The sequence below is a fragment of the Reyranella sp. GW821-FHT12G01 genome (genome assembly GCF_058806575.1).
Genome location: NZ_JBXAPV010000001.1, coordinates 3,461,736 through 3,476,609 on the forward strand (window position 1 = coordinate 3,461,736; position 14,874 = coordinate 3,476,609).

Annotated in this window: 13 protein-coding genes; 6 read left to right on the forward strand and 7 right to left on the reverse strand. The window is 66.2% G+C overall.

Features of this window, described 5'->3' with window-relative positions; genetic code table 11:
- Window positions 1-78: 78 nt before the first annotated feature.
- The 4 genes from AC1RP5_RS16755 to AC1RP5_RS16770 form a co-directional block, all read right to left on the reverse strand.
- Window positions 79-1,092, reverse strand: coding sequence for a FecR family protein (locus tag AC1RP5_RS16755; RefSeq protein WP_493112344.1), 1,014 nt, complete (start codon window positions 1,090-1,092; stop codon window positions 79-81).
- Window positions 1,093-1,174: 82 nt separating this feature from the next.
- Window positions 1,175-1,687 (reverse strand): RNA polymerase sigma factor, encoded by a 513-nt coding sequence (locus tag AC1RP5_RS16760; RefSeq protein WP_493112345.1) that lies wholly within the window; start codon window positions 1,685-1,687, stop codon window positions 1,175-1,177.
- Between the two features lie 47 nt (window positions 1,688-1,734).
- Window positions 1,735-2,088, reverse strand: a complete 354-nt coding sequence (locus tag AC1RP5_RS16765) for a DUF1428 domain-containing protein (RefSeq protein ID WP_493112347.1) — start codon at window positions 2,086-2,088, stop codon at window positions 1,735-1,737.
- Window positions 2,089-2,151: 63 nt separating this feature from the next.
- Window positions 2,152-3,048, reverse strand: a complete 897-nt coding sequence (locus AC1RP5_RS16770; protein ID WP_493112349.1) for a LysR family transcriptional regulator — start codon at window positions 3,046-3,048, stop codon at window positions 2,152-2,154.
- Between the two features lie 98 nt (window positions 3,049-3,146).
- Here AC1RP5_RS16770 and AC1RP5_RS16775 point away from each other — a divergent pair, with 98 nt between their 5' ends.
- The 3 genes from AC1RP5_RS16775 (at window position 3,147) to AC1RP5_RS16785 (ending at window position 5,673) form a co-directional block, all read left to right on the forward strand.
- Window positions 3,147-3,539, forward strand: a complete 393-nt coding sequence (locus tag AC1RP5_RS16775; RefSeq protein WP_493112351.1) for a GFA family protein — start codon at window positions 3,147-3,149, stop codon at window positions 3,537-3,539.
- Complete coding sequence (locus tag AC1RP5_RS16780; RefSeq protein ID WP_493112352.1) at window positions 3,539-4,471, forward strand: pyridoxamine 5'-phosphate oxidase family protein; 933 nt, start codon at window positions 3,539-3,541, stop codon at window positions 4,469-4,471. Before AC1RP5_RS16775 ends, AC1RP5_RS16780 begins: the two co-directional genes overlap by 1 nt.
- 62 nt (window positions 4,472-4,533) lie before the next feature.
- Window positions 4,534-5,673: a glycosyltransferase family 2 protein gene (locus AC1RP5_RS16785; protein ID WP_493112354.1), complete on the forward strand. Its 1,140-nt coding sequence runs from the start codon at window positions 4,534-4,536 to the stop codon at window positions 5,671-5,673.
- Here the strand turns inward: AC1RP5_RS16785 and AC1RP5_RS16790 are convergent.
- The 3 genes from AC1RP5_RS16790 to gltB form a co-directional block, all read right to left on the reverse strand.
- Entirely contained in the window at window positions 5,619-6,056 is a 438-nt protein-coding gene (locus AC1RP5_RS16790; protein WP_493112355.1) for a type II 3-dehydroquinate dehydratase, read from the reverse strand. The two genes, AC1RP5_RS16785 and AC1RP5_RS16790, sit on opposite strands and share 55 nt — an antisense overlap.
- 54 nt (window positions 6,057-6,110) lie before the next feature.
- The gene (locus tag AC1RP5_RS16795) at window positions 6,111-7,562 is read right to left on the reverse strand and encodes a glutamate synthase subunit beta (protein WP_493112357.1); all 1,452 of its coding nucleotides are present in this window, start codon (window positions 7,560-7,562) and stop codon (window positions 6,111-6,113) included.
- Window positions 7,563-7,628: 66 nt separating this feature from the next.
- Window positions 7,629-12,269, reverse strand: coding sequence for a glutamate synthase large subunit (gene gltB / locus AC1RP5_RS16800; RefSeq protein ID WP_493112360.1), 4,641 nt, complete (start codon window positions 12,267-12,269; stop codon window positions 7,629-7,631).
- Window positions 12,270-12,531: 262 nt separating this feature from the next.
- On the opposite strand from gltB, the gene AC1RP5_RS16805 reads away from it, so the two are divergent.
- The 3 genes from AC1RP5_RS16805 to AC1RP5_RS16815 all read left to right on the forward strand — a co-directional run bounded on the left by AC1RP5_RS16805 (window position 12,532) and on the right by AC1RP5_RS16815 (window position 14,865).
- A complete protein-coding gene (locus AC1RP5_RS16805; protein ID WP_493112361.1) occupies window positions 12,532-12,816 on the forward strand; it encodes a hypothetical protein in 285 nt (94 codons plus the stop codon).
- 100 nt (window positions 12,817-12,916) lie between these two features.
- On the forward strand, window positions 12,917-13,969 hold the full coding sequence (locus tag AC1RP5_RS16810; protein ID WP_493112363.1) for an ABC transporter ATP-binding protein: 1,053 nt from the start codon (window positions 12,917-12,919) through the stop codon (window positions 13,967-13,969).
- A 2-nt stretch (window positions 13,970-13,971) separates the two neighbouring features.
- On the forward strand, window positions 13,972-14,865 hold the full coding sequence (locus AC1RP5_RS16815; protein ID WP_493113384.1) for a carbohydrate ABC transporter permease: 894 nt from the start codon (window positions 13,972-13,974) through the stop codon (window positions 14,863-14,865).
- Window positions 14,866-14,874: the final 9 nt, after the last annotated feature.

Consider the following 14,874-nt stretch of genomic DNA (forward strand, 5'->3'; position numbering starts at 1 on the left):
GTGCGCAGTCGCCATCATCCCCGGCAGCGGATCAACGAGGTTTCATCGCGCCACGGGCAACTTTCGCCGAAGCACGCTTCAGTTCCTCGACGACAGCACGACCAGCAGGCCGCCGATCCGATCGACGCGAACCGGAAGCGTGCCGGCGATTGTATCGAGGACTGCATCGGCCTCGCTCGTGTCGAACGTGGCTGTCAACGAAAGCGCGTGCAGGGACGAATCGACCAGGATGATGCGCCCGCCGCGATAGCGTTCGAGGTCGGCGATCACGTCGCCGAGCGGCGTGTCGCGGAAAACGAACCGGTCGCTGCGCCAGGCCTCGGCCTGCTCGAGGTCCGCATCCACGACGTCGTCCATGCGACGCCTGGCATACCGGACCTGTTGCCCCTCGTTCACGGAGACCTGTCCGGCTCCCTCGGCCGATACATCGACGGCATGTTCCATCACCGTGACGAGCGCTGCACGGTCGCTGCCGATCTTGATGTTGAAGGCGGTGCCCAGCGCCCAGCTGCGTCCCGCCGCGGCATCGACCACGAAAGGACGCGCGGCATCGGAGGCGACATTGAAGAACGCCTCCCCCTCGTGCAGCACGATGCGGCGGAGGTCGCTGCCGAAGTCGATCGACACCGAAGAGGCGCCAGCCAGTTCGATCGAGGAGTCGTCGTCGAGAGAGATCGTCCGGCGCTCGCCCACGAGCGTGGCGTGATCGGCGAACAGGCCGGGCCGCGACAGCATGATGCTGGCGGGAATGGCGGCCGCCGCGACGCCGGCCACGAAAAGGAACCGCCGCCGCCCCTCGGGAGCGGGCGTGGGCTGTGCAGAAAGCGTGGGCCGCATCCAGGGCGACGCGACGAGGCGCGGCGGAGGGTTCGGTGCGGTGGGCGTAGGCGACCGGTTCCTGAAGGCGGGTCCGATCCTGTCGAGACGCGCCCAGATATTTTGCGCTCGCTGCCAGGCCGCTTCGTGGCTGGGATCGCTCTTCAGCCAGCGATCGAAGGCGTCGAGATCGGCCTGGCTCGCATTCTTGTCCTGCAGGACAACGAGCCAGCGCAGCGCTTCCTTGATCAGCGGATCCTGAGGTTGCTCGGACATGATGCTCCCGGCGACGGCACTCGCACGCCGCCCCTATCGCCTAGGACGGATGACGAGCCCTGCACCATGAGGCGCGCGCGGTTTATTTTTCCGCTCGGTCCATCTCGCGCTCGATCGCAGCCAGGGCATTCACCATGTGGCTGACGACGGTATTGCGGCTGATGCCGAGCCGGTCAGCGATCTCGGCATGCGCGAGACCCTCGAACTTGCACATCCGGAAGACTTCCTGGCAGCGAGGCGACAGGCGGTCGATCACACGCACCAGCCGCGCAAACTCGCTGCGGTAAAGGACGACGTTCTCCGGCGAAGGCTGCCTGTCGGGGACGAACGCGGCCTCTTCCTCGGCCTGCAGTTCGACCCTGTGGCCGACATGACGCTGATGGTCGATCGCCAGATTCGAGGCGATCTGGAACAGGTAGCTGCGGGGATTGGCGATGGTGGCGCCGCCCGGACTGTTGGCGGCGCGCAGCCATGTCTCGTGGGCTAGATCTTCCGCCAGCGCAGGATTACCCAGCCGAGTCGTCAGGAAACGCATCAGCGCCTGACGATGTTCGGCGAAGCTCTGCAGCAGCGAATAGCGGCCTGTTTCGACCATTCCGTTGGTGTATCTGCATTGCGAACGATTCGCAAATTTTACAGAAGCTACGCAGCTACAATGGTCCTGAAGCCACCATAGGCCATGCGCTTGGGATCGAAGGGCATGTCGCCGGGGATCTTCTGCAGGCGGGCGTCGGCCATGACCTTGGCGTTGACCTTGTCGCGATGGGCCCGCGATTTGTAGAGGATGTAGGAGAACACGATCGTCTCGCTGGGCTTGATCTTCACCAGCTTGGTGAATGGCAGGCCGAACTTCACCTTGAGGTCGTCGCCGACGCATTCGCGATAGTCGAGCGCTCCGTGCTCGCGCCATACCTTGCCGGCAAGGCGGGCGATCTTGGTGTAGGCCGGCAGCTTCTTCTTCGGCACGACGAGAACGAAGCCATCAACATAGGACATCGGGCGCTCCTCCTTGCTTACTTAACTTGCGAGTTAAGGGCTAATGCAATTGCACACGGTATGTCAATCCACTCGGAGGACCGGCAGAGCCGATAATCGCTTCGCCGCGAAGTCGAGGAACACATCGATCTTCGGCGCGCGATGAGCGCGGCCCTTCGTCAGGAGTTGCACCGGAAGCGGCGCCGTTTCGAACCCGCGCAGCAGGCGCACGAGGCGGCCGGCCGCGAGATCCTCTGCCACCTGATAGGACAGGAACTCCGCGATCCCGCGCCCCTCGCGGGCGAGGCGCAGGCGAGTCTCGATATCGTCGACCCGGAACCGGCCGGCGAGATGCAGCGGTGAGCCTCGACGCCGGCCGGCGAACCGCCATTCCAGCGTGCTGCGTGACGTGCCCAGCAACGCTTCGTGAGTCGCGAGGTCGGCAGGCGCCTTCGGCGTGCCGCGCCGCGCCAGATAGGCCGGGCTCGCCACCCATTGCCGCCGCACATGCCCGACCGGCCGGGCCGTCAGGCCCGAGTCCGCCAGCGCGCCGATGCGCACCGCAACGTCGATCCCCTCGTCGATCAGGTCGACGTTACGATCGTTGAGTAAAAGTTCGATCTCGACGCCGTCATGCTCGTCGAGGAATCGGGCCGCCAGCAGCGCAATGTGGCGCCGGCCGAACTGCACCGGCGCGGTGATGCGCAGGAGCCCGCGGACGGGCGCCTCGCGAGCGCCGGCGGCCGCGGCTTCGTAGTCGGCCACGACGCCGCGTGCCCGCTCATATAGTGCCCGCCCCGCCTCGGTCGGCGCGAGCCGCCGCGTCGTGCGGTCGATCAGGCGCACGCCGATCCTGTCCTCGAGGGCCGCCAGCGCTCGGGTGACGGCAGGCGGCGAACGGCGCAGGCGCTGGGCCGCGCGCACCAGGCTTCCTTCCTCGACGATGCGGACGAAGATGGCGAACTCGTCGAGACGGTCCATGTCATTCTTCCACTAAATGGAATTATGACTTTATCATTCGTGCCATTCACGCCGCAATCCACCGTCCCTACATTGGCCGGGACCAGGAGGATACCGGCATGTTGAATGGAAGCTGCCTCTGCGGCGCCGTCGCCTACGAAGTCGACGCCCCTCTCGAACGCATCGTGCATTGTCATTGCCGCACCTGCCGCAAGACCCACGGCACGGCGTTCTCGTCGGTCACTGCCGTGCCCCGGGAGAAGTTTCGTTGGCTGCGCGGCGAGGAAGTTTTGGGTGCGATCGAGTCCTCGCCCGGCAAGTTCCGCCGCTTCTGCGGCAGGTGCGGTTCGCATGTGATGGCCGAGCGGGTCGCTCAGCCCGTGGTGCTCTTGCGACTGGGTTGCCTCGACACCGAGGTGGGCAATCGACCGCAGGTCCATATCTGGCGGTCGGACGCAGCCCCTTGGTACGACCCGAAGCTCCAGGTCCCCGAAAAGCAGGAGGGCGTGTGATGACTGCCGATCCTATGGTGTTTCTGCCGTTCAACGCCGACGAAAAGGCGGCGCAGGCAATGGCGGGCTTGCGGACCGGACGCGCGCCGATCCGGCCGTTCATGCCGGAGCAGCATCGCGACTTCTTCGCACTACTGCCCTACCTGTTCACCGCCACGCCCGATGCGCGAGGCTGGCCAATGGCCTCGGTGCTGACGGGCCCGCGCGGCTTCATCGCTTCGCCCGACCCGATGACCTTGAGGATCGGCGCGATGCCGCGAGCCGACGACCCTGCCGCACCGGGTTTCGCGTCCGGCGCGGAGATCGGCATGCTGGGGCTCGACCTCGCGACGCGGCGGCGCAATCGCGCCAACGGTCGGATCGTCAGCCGCGACGACGGCCTGACGGTGCATGTCACCCAGAGCTTCGGCAATTGCCCGCAATATATCCAGACGCGGAAGATCGTTCCTCGCGCCGCCGATGTGGCGCCGCAAGCCTCTTCCGCCGAAGCGCTGCCTGGCCTGGACGAAGCGGCGCGCGATCTCATCGAGTCAGTCGATACGTTCTTCGTCGCCAGCCGCGCCCGCGGCGAACTGGGTGACGAGGGGGGCTTCGACATGTCCCATCGCGGTGGCCGGCCGGGCTTCGTCGCTGTCCAGGGCGATACCCTCACCATCCCGGACTTTCGCGGCAACGGCTTCTTCAACACGCTGGGCAATCTGCTCGGCGATCCGCGTGCCGGCTTGCTGTTCGTCGACTTCAACAAGGGCGACCTGCTGCAGGTTCAGGGCACCGTCACCATCGACTGGCATGCTGGCCCATCGGATCTGGTCGGCGCCGAACGGCTGTGGCGGGTAAAGGTCGAGCGGGCCTGGCGTACGCGATCCGCTTTCCCGTACTGGTCGATCTTCGGAGAATTTTCTCCGGTGACGCTGCGGACAGGTGTTTGGTAACGGCGGTCTTTCGTCCATAAATCACAGCGGGTGAAGAGATCACTCCTGGGATTGGGACTGCCGTGGGAAGCAGGGTCAGCATCATCATACCGACGCACAATCGCGCGCACCTGTTGCGGTGCGCGCTGCTGTGCGCCCAGGCCCAGCTGCTGCAGGACAAGGAAATCGTGGTCGTCGACGACGGGTCGACGGACGGCACGGCCGCCATGCTGGCTGCGGACTTTCCCAGCATAAAGCTCGTCCGGCACGAGATCGCGCGCGGGCCGAGCGCCGCGCGCAACGCAGGCGTCGCGGCTTCGACCGGCGACTGGATCTTCTTCTACGACGACGACGACCTGATGCATCCGGCGCATCTCGCCGATCTGCTCGAAGCGACGCTTGCCGCGCCACCGAACTCGCTGGTCGCGGGCCGCTCGCGCGATTTCGCGTATGTCGACGGCAAGCTTCGTCTCGGCGCTCCCGTCTGGACGGTGCCGGATCGCTCCGACACCGACACGCTGATCCAGTTCCTCGAACCCACGGCGCTGCGCACCATCACCCACACGACGATCCTCTGGCCACGCCATCTGTTCGAGACGGTCACGTGGGACGAGACGCTCAGTTTCTACGAGGACTTCGACCTGTGCGGCCGGGCGATCCTGGCCGGCCAGCACGTGCTGGGGCGCGAGATCGGGATGTATTACGTCCGGATGCATGCCGCGCCACGCCTCACCGCCGCCGGCGACGATACCGAGCAGCTCCTGTCGTCGACGCGCTACTGGCTGAAATGGGCGGCGCTCCTGCGCGACCATCCACAACACCGGGCCTGTGCGGAAGCGCTGCGCAACGGGTTGATGGACTGCCTCATCAGGATGTCCAACCTGCCCGCGGGCAAGGCCTACATGCCCCAACTCAAGGCCGCCTTCCGGCATTGGGGCGGCACGCGCTATTACCTGACGCCGCAGCCGCGAAACCCGCTGAAGCGCGCCGTCGCCGACACGGTGCTGAACCTGGCGGGATTTCGGGCGCTGCACCTGATGCTGGGCGTCGTCGACGCCCTGCGGCCCCAGGGAACGCCCTATCTGGACACCCTGCACGAACCGGCCACCGACGCCGACCGGCAGGATGCCGACTACATCGCGTTACGCGAGACGGCCGCCGAAGCTTCTCAGGCCGCGGCCGACCGCAGTCGCGCCACCATCGCCTCGAGCGCCAGCACGTAGGAATCGGTCCCGAAGCCCGCGATCATCCCGACCGCCGCTTCCGCCGTGATGGAAGAGAAGCCACGCTTCTCGATATTGGTCATGTGGATCTCGATCGCCGGCATCGAGATCGAGCGCAGGCAATCGCGCAGCGCATGGCCGGCGTGGAGAAATCCGGCGGGATTGAACAGCAGGCCGTCGGCCTTGGCGCGATCGGCCTTGTAGATCACCGACACGGCCTCGCCTTCGGTGTTCGTGTAGTGGATGTCGATCGACACATCGAGCGCCTTGGCGTGGCGACGCACGGCGTTATCGAGCTCCTTGGCCGTGGTGGTGCCATAGAGTTCGGGCTGGCGTCGGCCCAGATACTCCATGTTCGCGCCCTGAATCAGCAGAAGCTTCATCGGGCGAACTCTAGGGCAAATTTTCCCCCAAGCGAACCACGCCCGTTTCGCAGATCAACGCGGCAGTGTGGAAGAACCCATCAAGCTTTCGTCAATCGAGCGAGCGCACTGGCGGCCTTCGCGAATGGCCCAGACCACCAGCGACTGGCCGCGGCGCATGTCGCCAGCCGAGAACAGCTTCGGCACCGAGGTCTTGTAGTCCTTCACATTGGCCGCGACGTTGCCGCGCGGGTCGAGCGCGACCCCCGCCTGCTCGACGAGGCCGGGCTTGCGCGGCCCCAGGAAGCCCATGGCCAGCAGCACCAGGTCGGCCTTGAGCTCGAAGGCGCTACCGGCGACCTCCTGCATGCCCATCCGGCCGTCAGCGCCCTTCACCCATTCGACGCGCACGCATTCCAGCGCCTCGATCTTACCGTTGCGGCCGATCGCCCGCTTGGTCAGCACGGCGAAGTCTCGCTCGGCGCCCTCCTCGTGGCTCGACGAGGTGCGCAACTTGAGGGGCCAATCCGGCCAGGTCAGCGTCTTGTTCTCGCGCTCCGGCGGGCGCGGCATGACTTCGAGCTGCGTCACCGAGACCGCCCCGTGACGGTTCGATGTACCCACGCAGTCCGAGCCGGTGTCGCCGCCGCCGATCACGATGACATGCTTGCCCTTGGCGGTGAGCGTGCCGCGCGGTGCGGCGCGGCCCTCGTCGTCGCCGGCGTTGCGCTTGTTCTGCTGCGTCAGGAAATCCATGGCGAAGTGGATGCCGTTCAGCTCACGGCCCGGCACTTCGAGATCGCGCGGCAGCTCGGCGCCGCCCGTCAGGGCCACGGCGTCGTAACCTTCCAGCAGCGACTTGATCGACAGGGTCGCGCCGACTTCGACACCGGTGCGGAACTCGACGCCCTCGGCCTCCATCTGGCGCATGCGCCGGTCGATGAGATGCTTCTCCATCTTGAAGTCGGGGATGCCGTAACGCAGCAGGCCGCCGATGCGATCGGCCTTCTCGAACAGCGTCACCGAATGGCCGGCGCGCGCGAGCTGCTGGGCGCATGAAAGTCCCGCCGGGCCGGAGCCGACCACGGCGACGCGCTTGCCGGTCTTGTGCGCGGCCACGACCGGATGGATCCAGCCTTCCTGCCAGCCGCGATCGACGATCGAGCATTCGATCGACTTGATGGTCACCGGGTTGTCGTCGATGTTCAGCGTGCACGAGGCCTCGCAGGGCGCGGGACAGATGCGGCCGGTGAACTCCGGGAAGTTGTTGGTCGAATGCAGGACCTCGAGCGCGTCCTTCCAGCGGTCGCGGCGGACCAGCTCGTTCCAGTCGGGGATGAGGTTATTGACCGGGCAGCCGTTATGGCAGAACGGAATGCCGCAATCCATGCAGCGCGCGCCCTGCCGCGACACCTCGGCCGCCGGCATCGGCAGCACGAACTCGTTGTAGTTCTTCAGGCGCAACTCGACCTTTTCGTAGGACCGGTCCTTGCGCTCGATCTCGAGGAAGCCTGTGGCTAGGCCCATCTTAGTAACTCCAGCTCATAACGTTGCAGATCCCTCGCAAGGGTTCGGGATGACGGCCGGGGGCCGTCACTCCGCCGCGACGGCCTTCGCCGCCGCCCGCTCGCGCGCCTGCAACAGCGCCCGCTTGTAATCGCGCGGCATCACTTTCACGAAGCTCTGCAGCGCATTGTCCCAATCCTCCAGGAGCGCGCGTGCCCGCGCGCTGCCGGTATGGAGATGATGGCGTTCGACCAGGATGCGCAGACGCTCCGCATCGAAGCGCAGCACGTCGCCCATGCCGTTGTCTTCGACATCGAGCGCGCGCTGGCGCGGCCGTTCCGCCTCGTCGCCCTCGTCCGACGCCACGCCGACCTTTTCGAGGTCGACCATCGCCGGATTGCACAGGTCCTTGAAGCGCGCCGTCGGGTCGTAGACGTAGGCGATGCCGCCCGACATGCCCGCCGCGAAGTTGCGACCGGTGTCGCCCAGCACCACGACGACACCACCGGTCATGTACTCGCAGCCATGATCGCCGGTGCCCTCGACGACGCAGACCGCGCCCGAGTTGCGCACGGCGAAGCGCTCGCCCGCGACGCCCTCGAAGTAGGCCTCACCGGCGATGGCGCCGTAGAGCACCGTGTTGCCGACGATGATGTTCTTCAGCGGATCGCGCGCGCAGTCCTTGGGCTGGCGCACCACGACGCGGCCGCCCGACAGGCCCTTGCCGACATAGTCGTTGCCGTCGCCCGAGAGTTCGAGCGACACGCCGCGCGCCAGGAAGGCGCCGAAGCTCTGACCAGCGGTGCCGCTGAGGCGCACGGAGATCGTGTCCTCCGCGAGGCCCGCATGGCCGGTACGCCGCGCCACTTCGCCCGACAGCATGGCGCCGACGGTGCGGTTGACGTTGGTGACCGGCAGGTCGATCTGCACCGGCTGGCCATTGTCGAGGGCCGGCCGCGCCGCCTCAATCAGCTTGTGGTCGAGCGCCTTGTCGAGCCCGTGATCCTGGCGCTCGACGTTCCAGATCGCCACGCCCTCGCGGGCCGGCGCCTGGTAGAGCAACTTGGAGAGATCGACGCCGCCCGCCTTCCAGTGGTCGATGGCCTGGCGCATGTCGAGACGGTCGACCCGGCCGATCATCTCGTTCAACGTCCGGAAGCCCAGCTGCGCCATGATCTCGCGCAGTTCCTCGGCCACGAAGAAGAAGTAGTTGATCACGTACTCGGGCTGGCCGGTGAAGCGCTTGCGCAGCACCGGGTCCTGCGTCGCCACGCCCACCGGACAGGTGTTGAGGTGGCACTTGCGCATCATGATGCAGCCGGCCGCGATCAGCGGCGCGGTGGCGAAGCCGAACTCGTCGGCGCCCAGCAGCGCGCCGATGGCGACGTCACGGCCGGTGCGCAGGCCGCCGTCGACCTGCACGGCGATGCGGCCACGCAGACCGTTCAGCACCAGCGTCTGCTGCGTTTCGGCGAGGCCGATTTCCCACGGCGAGCCGGCATGCGTCAGCGACGTGAGCGGCGAAGCGCCCGTGCCGCCTTCGTAGCCCGAGATCGTCACGTGGTCGGCGCGCGCCTTGCTGACGCCCGCGGCAACGGTGCCGACGCCGACCTCGGAGACGAGCTTCACCGAGACGCGGGCGGTCGTGTTCACGTTCTTCAAGTCGTGGATCAGCTGCGCCAGATCCTCGATCGAATAGATGTCGTGGTGCGGCGGCGGCGAGATCAGGCCGACACCGGCCGTCGAGCGGCGGACGCGGGCGATGTTCTCGTCGACCTTGTGGCCGGGGAGCTGGCCGCCCTCGCCGGGCTTGGCGCCCTGGGCCATCTTGATCTGGATGTCGTCGGCGTTGACCAGGTATTCGGCCGAGACGCCGAAGCGGCCCGACGCGACCTGCTTGATGGCCGAGCGCATCGAATCGCCGTTGGCCATCCGCTTGAAGCGATCCGCTTCCTCGCCGCCCTCGCCGGTGTTCGACTTGCCGCCGATGCGGTTCATGGCGATCGCGAGCGTGGTGTGCGCCTCGCGGCTGATCGAGCCGAAGCTCATGGCGCCGGTGGCGAAACGCTTCACGATGTCGGCGGCCGGCTCGACCTCCTCGATCGGAACCGGCGTCTCGGCCCACTTGAACTGCATCAGGCCGCGGATCGTCAGCAGCCGTTCGCTCTGCTCGTTGATCGTGGTCGCGAAGGCCTTGTACTCGGCCGACGAGTTGCCGCGCACCGCATGCTGTAGGCGCGACACGCTTTCGGGCGTCCAGGCATGCTCCTCGCCGCGCAGGCGGAACGCGTAGTCGCCGCCGACATCGAGCATGTCGCGATAGAGCGGATTGTCGCCATAGGCGTTGCGATGGCGCCGCACCGTCTCCTCGGCGATCTCCTGCCAGCCCGCGCCCTCGATCGTGGTGGCGGTGCCGGTGAAGTACTTCTCGACGAAGCCCGAGTGGAGGCCGACGGCGTCGAAGATCTGCGCGCCGCAGTAGGACTGGTAGGTCGAGATGCCCATCTTGGACATGACCTTGAGCAGGCCCTTGCCCACCGCCTTGATGAAGTGCTTCTGCACCTCGTAGGGCTTGAACGGCAGGCCGTTCTGAACCCGGATCGCTTCAAGCGTCTCGAAGGCGAGATAGGGGTTCACCGCCTCGGCGCCGTAGCCCGCCAGGCAGCAGAAATGATGGATTTCGCGCGCCTCACCGGTCTCGACCACGAGGCCGGTCTGGGTGCGCAGGCCGCGACGGATCAGGCTGTGATGCACGGCCGCCGTCGCCAGTAGAGCCGGGATCGGCACCCTCTCGGCAGACACCGCGCGATCCGACAGGATCAGGATGTTGCGGTCGGCCAGGACGCAGTCGGTCGCCTCGGCACAGACGCGGTCCAGCGCCTTCTCGAGTCCGGCCGCGCCTTCGGACGCCGCCCAGGTCGTGTCGATGGTGGCGGTGCGGAACGAGCCGTCGAGCAGGTCCTCAATCGAGCGGATCTTCTCCAGCTCGGCGTTGGTCAGGACCGGCTGCGCCACTTCGAGGCGCTTGTGCATGCCGGCATGGCGGCCGAGCAGGTTGGGACGCGGGCCGATCATCGATACCAGCGACATCACCAGCTCCTCGCGGATCGGATCGATCGGCGGGTTGGTGACCTGCGCGAAGTTCTGCTTGAAGTAGTTGTAGAGCAGCTTCGGCTTCTTCGAGAGCACGGCGATGGGCGTGTCGGTGCCCATGGAGCCGATCGGATCGTCCGGCTCCTTGGCCATCGGCTCGAGGAAGAACTTGATGTCCTCCTGCGTGTAACCAAAGGCCTGCTGGCGATCGAGCAAGGTCGAGGGGTCGTTCGACGGCACCGGCGAGGGCGCGTCGGGGATTTCCGACAGCTCTTCGAGCTTGTGCTGCGTCTCCTTCAGCCACTCTTCGTAGGGCTCGGCGTCGGCGAGAGCGCGCTTCAGCTCCTCGTCCTCGACGATGCGGCCCTCTTCGAGGTCGATCAGCAGCATCTTGCCGGGTTGCAGGCGCCACTTGCGCACGATCTTCTTCTCGGGGATCGGCAGGACGCCAGATTCCGACGACATGACCACGAGGTCGTCCTCGGTGATCAGGAAGCGCGCGGGACGCAGGCCGTTGCGGTCGAGCGTGGCGCCGATCTGGCGGCCATCGGTGAAGGCGATCGAGGCCGGGCCGTCCCACGGCTCCATCAGGGCCGCGTGATACTCGTAGAAGGCCTTGCGGCTGCCATCCATCAGCGGATTGCCGGCCCACGCCTCCGGAATCAGCATCATCATGGCGTGGCTCAGCGAATAGCCGCCGGCGACCAGCAGTTCGAGCGCGTTGTCGAGGCAGGCCGTGTCCGACTGGCCGTGCGGGATGATCGGCCACATCTTGTCGAGGTCGGCGCCGATCAGGTCGGATTCCATCGTGCGCCGGCGGGCGTACATCCAGTTGACGTTGCCGCGCACCGTGTTGATCTCGCCATTATGGGCGATGAACCGGTAGGGATGGGCCAGCTTCCACGACGGGAACGTGTTCGTGGAGAATCTCTGGTGAACGAGACAAAGCGCTGATTCACAAAGAGGATTTCTCAAATCCTCATAGAAACTCTCAACCTGGTGCGCGAGCAGCAGGCCCTTGTAGACCACGGTCCGCGACGAGAAGGACGGCATGTAGAGCTGCGCCAGGCCGGGCAGCTTCTGCTTCTTCTCGAGGTCGGCCAGCGGGTTCTGGGTCTGCTTGCGGATCGCCAGGATCTTGCGCTCGAAGGCGTCCTGGTCGGCGAGCTTGGCGCCCCGGCCGACGATCGCCATGCGGATGACGGGCATCGAATCGATGACCGCCTTGCCAAGGCCATCGAGGTTGGTTGGCACGTCGCGCCAGCCCACCAGCTTTTGCTTTTCGACTTTAACAAAATGCTCCAAGCGCTTGATTGCAAACGCTCTTGCCTTCTCTTCCTGCGGCAGGAAGCACATGGCGACGGCGTAGTGACCGGGCTCCGGCAGGTCGACGCCTTCCTTGCGCGCCCAGTCGCGCAGCAGCGCGTCCGGAATCTGGATCATCGCGCCGGCGCCATCGCCCATCAGCGGGTCGGCGCCGACGGCGCCGCGATGGTCGAGGTTGACCAGGATCTGGAGGCCCTGGCGCACGATGTCGTGGGTTTTGCGCCCCTTGATGTCGGCGACAAAGCCGACGCCACACGCATCGTGTTCGTTGCGCGGATCGTACAGTCCCTGCTTCTCAGGCAATCCCATGACTCTATCCTGCTGGCGCGCTTAGCTGGCCCAGCATCCCCCCGGATGCTTTCGTGTATCGGCGCATTATTAGACCGGTCGCGGGCTCCGGCGAAAGCCCTCGTTGCACTGCGCAAGCCGACCTGAGGAAATTACTCTACCGACTTGAATTGCGCGGAGATTGCCGGTCAGGGCGCGCGATGCATTGAAGACATCGCGTCCATGGCCTAATTTGCCCCCGCGGCGTGGGCAGCGTTCATTGCCCGGGGGAGATACTGAGCTGATGGCGGAACGTTCGAACGGTCGCTGGGCGACCCTGCTTGTGGCGTCCCTGCTGGCTGCAAGCCTCGGCGCCTGCTCGGGGCCGGGCGCCAGCGAGGCCTATACGGGCCCGGGCTGGTATCTCGAGAAATCCTACATCATCGTCAATGGCGGGCCGAAAGTGTTCGGCGGGCCCTTCTCCTACGACAAGTGCGAGGAAGAGCGCATCAAGCTCGGCCCGATCGTCTCGCCGGAGATGCTCTGCGTCTATCACGCGGGTCCTCCGAAGAGGTATGGCCAGTACTAGTCGTCATACGAACCGGTCGACTCTTCGACGCGATCGGCGCATAGCGGCTGTAACAAAATTCGGCTAAGCCGATGTTGCAGTTGTGGGGAGCGACGGTCGCGTGGCGACGATTTCCATCGAGGGGGTCCGAAAAAGTTTCGGCCCCGTCGAGGTCCTGAAGGACATTTCACTCAATATTGCCGACGGCGAATTCCTGACGCTGCTCGGACCGTCGGGCTGCGGCAAGTCCACCCTGTTGCGCATCGTGGCCGGGCTGGAGCGTAACGACGCCGGCGCCATCGTCATCGGTGGCCGGCGCGTAGACGAGCTGCCGGCGCGCGACCGTGACATCGCCATGGTGTTCCAGAGCTACGCGCTCTACCCGCACATGACGGTGGCCGACAATATCGGCCTGCCGCTGTCGATGCGCCGCATGAACGTCTGGCAGCGCCTGCCCTGGCTGGGCTCCCTGCTGCCCGGCACCGCCGCGGCCCGCAAGACCATCGCCAGGGACGTGGCCGAAGCCGCCCAGGCGCTCGACATCGGGTCGCTGCTCGGCCGCAAGCCCGGCCAGCTCTCGGGCGGCCAGAAGCAGAGAGTTGCGCTGGGCCGCGCCATGGTCCGCCATCCCTCGGCCTTCCTGCTCGACGAACCGCTCTCCAACCTCGATGCCAAGCTGCGCGTCCAGATGCGGGCCGAGCTGACCGAGCTGCAGCGGCGGCTGGGCGCCACGATGATCTACGTGACGCACGACCAGGCCGAGGCGATGACCATGTCCGATCGCGTCGCGGTGATGCTGGCGGGCAAGCTGGAACAGGTCGCCCCGCCGCGCCAGCTCTACGACGATCCCGAAACCCTGGCCGTGGCCGAGTTCGTCGGCAGCCCCAAGATCAACGTCATACCGGTCGAGGGCGGCTTCCATGCGGTGCGGCCGGAATCGATGCAGCTCGTGGCGCCCTATGAAGCCGGCGCGATCGCGGGTCATGTCCGCCTCGTCGAGCACATGGGTTCCGAGAGCCTCGTCCATGTCGAGGTGAAGGGCCAGCCGACGCCGCTGATCGCCCGCATCGACGCCCATTCCGACCGCGATCCGCAGCGCGGCGAGTCGGTCGGGCTGAAGCCACTGCCCCATCGCGTGCTGAAGTTCGACGCCCAGGGAAGGCGCGTCCGGTGACGATGCCGGTCGCCAGCGACGCCACCCCCGCCGAGCGCCGCGCCGCCCAGGCACTGGTCTCGCCGGCCTGGCTCGCGTTCATCGTGCTGCTCGCCGGACCGACCTTGGCCGTGTTCGTGCTGTCGCTCACTGACTGGCAGCTCGGCGCGCCGACGATGAACTTCATCGGCATCGGCAACTATCAGCAACTCTTCGCCGACAACGTCTTCTGGAAGTCGTTCGGCAATACCGCCGTCTACTGCCTCGTCGTCGTGCCCGGCTCGGTGTTCCTCGGCCTCGGCCTCGCACTGCTGATCGAGGGCGCCACTTTCGGGCGGGCCTTCTATCGCGCCGCCTACTTTCTTCCCGTCACCTCGACCCTGATCGCCATGGCCGTGGTCTGGGAGTTCCTGCTGCATCCCAGCGTCGGCCTGATCAACGTCATGCTCGAACAGCTCGGCATCCATGGCGGTGACTGGCTGAAGAACCCGAGCCGCGCCCTGTTCACGCTTGCCGGCATCGGCATCTGGCAGTCCGCGGGCCTCAACATGGTGCTGTTCATGGCCGGCTTGAAGTCGATCCCCGCTGACCTCTACGAAGCGGCCGAGATCGATGGCGCCGCCTCCGCATGGGAGCGTTTCCGCTGCGTCACCTGGCCGATGCTGGGACCGGCGACCTTGTTCGTCACCGTGGTCTCGGGCATCCGCTCCTTCCAGGTCTTCGACACGGTCGAGGTGCTGACCAAGGGCGGCCCGAACAAGTCGACCGAGGTGCTGCTCTATACGATGTACACCGAGGCCTTCAATTTCTTCCGCACCGGCTATGGCGCGGCGATTACCGTGGTGTTCCTCGTGGTCGTCCTCGCCCTCACCCTCCTGCAGGTGAAGGCCGGCGAGAAGCGGACGCACTACGGATGAGGCGCCTCC

Bases quoted from the DNA above. Each gene is read 5' to 3' on its own strand.
- AC1RP5_RS16755 (WP_493112344.1), bottom strand. From the start codon at position 1,092: ATGTCCGAGCAACCTCAGGATCCGCTGATCAAGGAAGCGCTGCGCTGG.
- AC1RP5_RS16760 (WP_493112345.1), bottom strand. From the start codon at position 1,687: ATGGTCGAAACAGGCCGCTATTCGCTGCTGCAGAGCTTCGCCGAACAT.
- AC1RP5_RS16765 (WP_493112347.1), bottom strand. From the start codon at position 2,088: ATGTCCTATGTTGATGGCTTCGTTCTCGTCGTGCCGAAGAAGAAGCTG.
- AC1RP5_RS16770 (WP_493112349.1), bottom strand. From the start codon at position 3,048: ATGGACCGTCTCGACGAGTTCGCCATCTTCGTCCGCATCGTCGAGGAA.
- AC1RP5_RS16775 (WP_493112351.1), top strand. From the start codon at position 3,147: ATGTTGAATGGAAGCTGCCTCTGCGGCGCCGTCGCCTACGAAGTCGAC.
- AC1RP5_RS16780 (WP_493112352.1), top strand. From the start codon at position 3,539: ATGACTGCCGATCCTATGGTGTTTCTGCCGTTCAACGCCGACGAAAAG.
- AC1RP5_RS16790 (WP_493112355.1), bottom strand. From the start codon at position 6,056: ATGAAGCTTCTGCTGATTCAGGGCGCGAACATGGAGTATCTGGGCCGA.
- AC1RP5_RS16795 (WP_493112357.1), bottom strand. From the start codon at position 7,562: ATGGGCCTAGCCACAGGCTTCCTCGAGATCGAGCGCAAGGACCGGTCC.
- gltB (WP_493112360.1), bottom strand. From the start codon at position 12,269: ATGGGATTGCCTGAGAAGCAGGGACTGTACGATCCGCGCAACGAACAC.
- AC1RP5_RS16805 (WP_493112361.1), top strand. From the start codon at position 12,532: ATGGCGGAACGTTCGAACGGTCGCTGGGCGACCCTGCTTGTGGCGTCC.
- AC1RP5_RS16815 (WP_493113384.1), top strand. From the start codon at position 13,972: ATGCCGGTCGCCAGCGACGCCACCCCCGCCGAGCGCCGCGCCGCCCAG.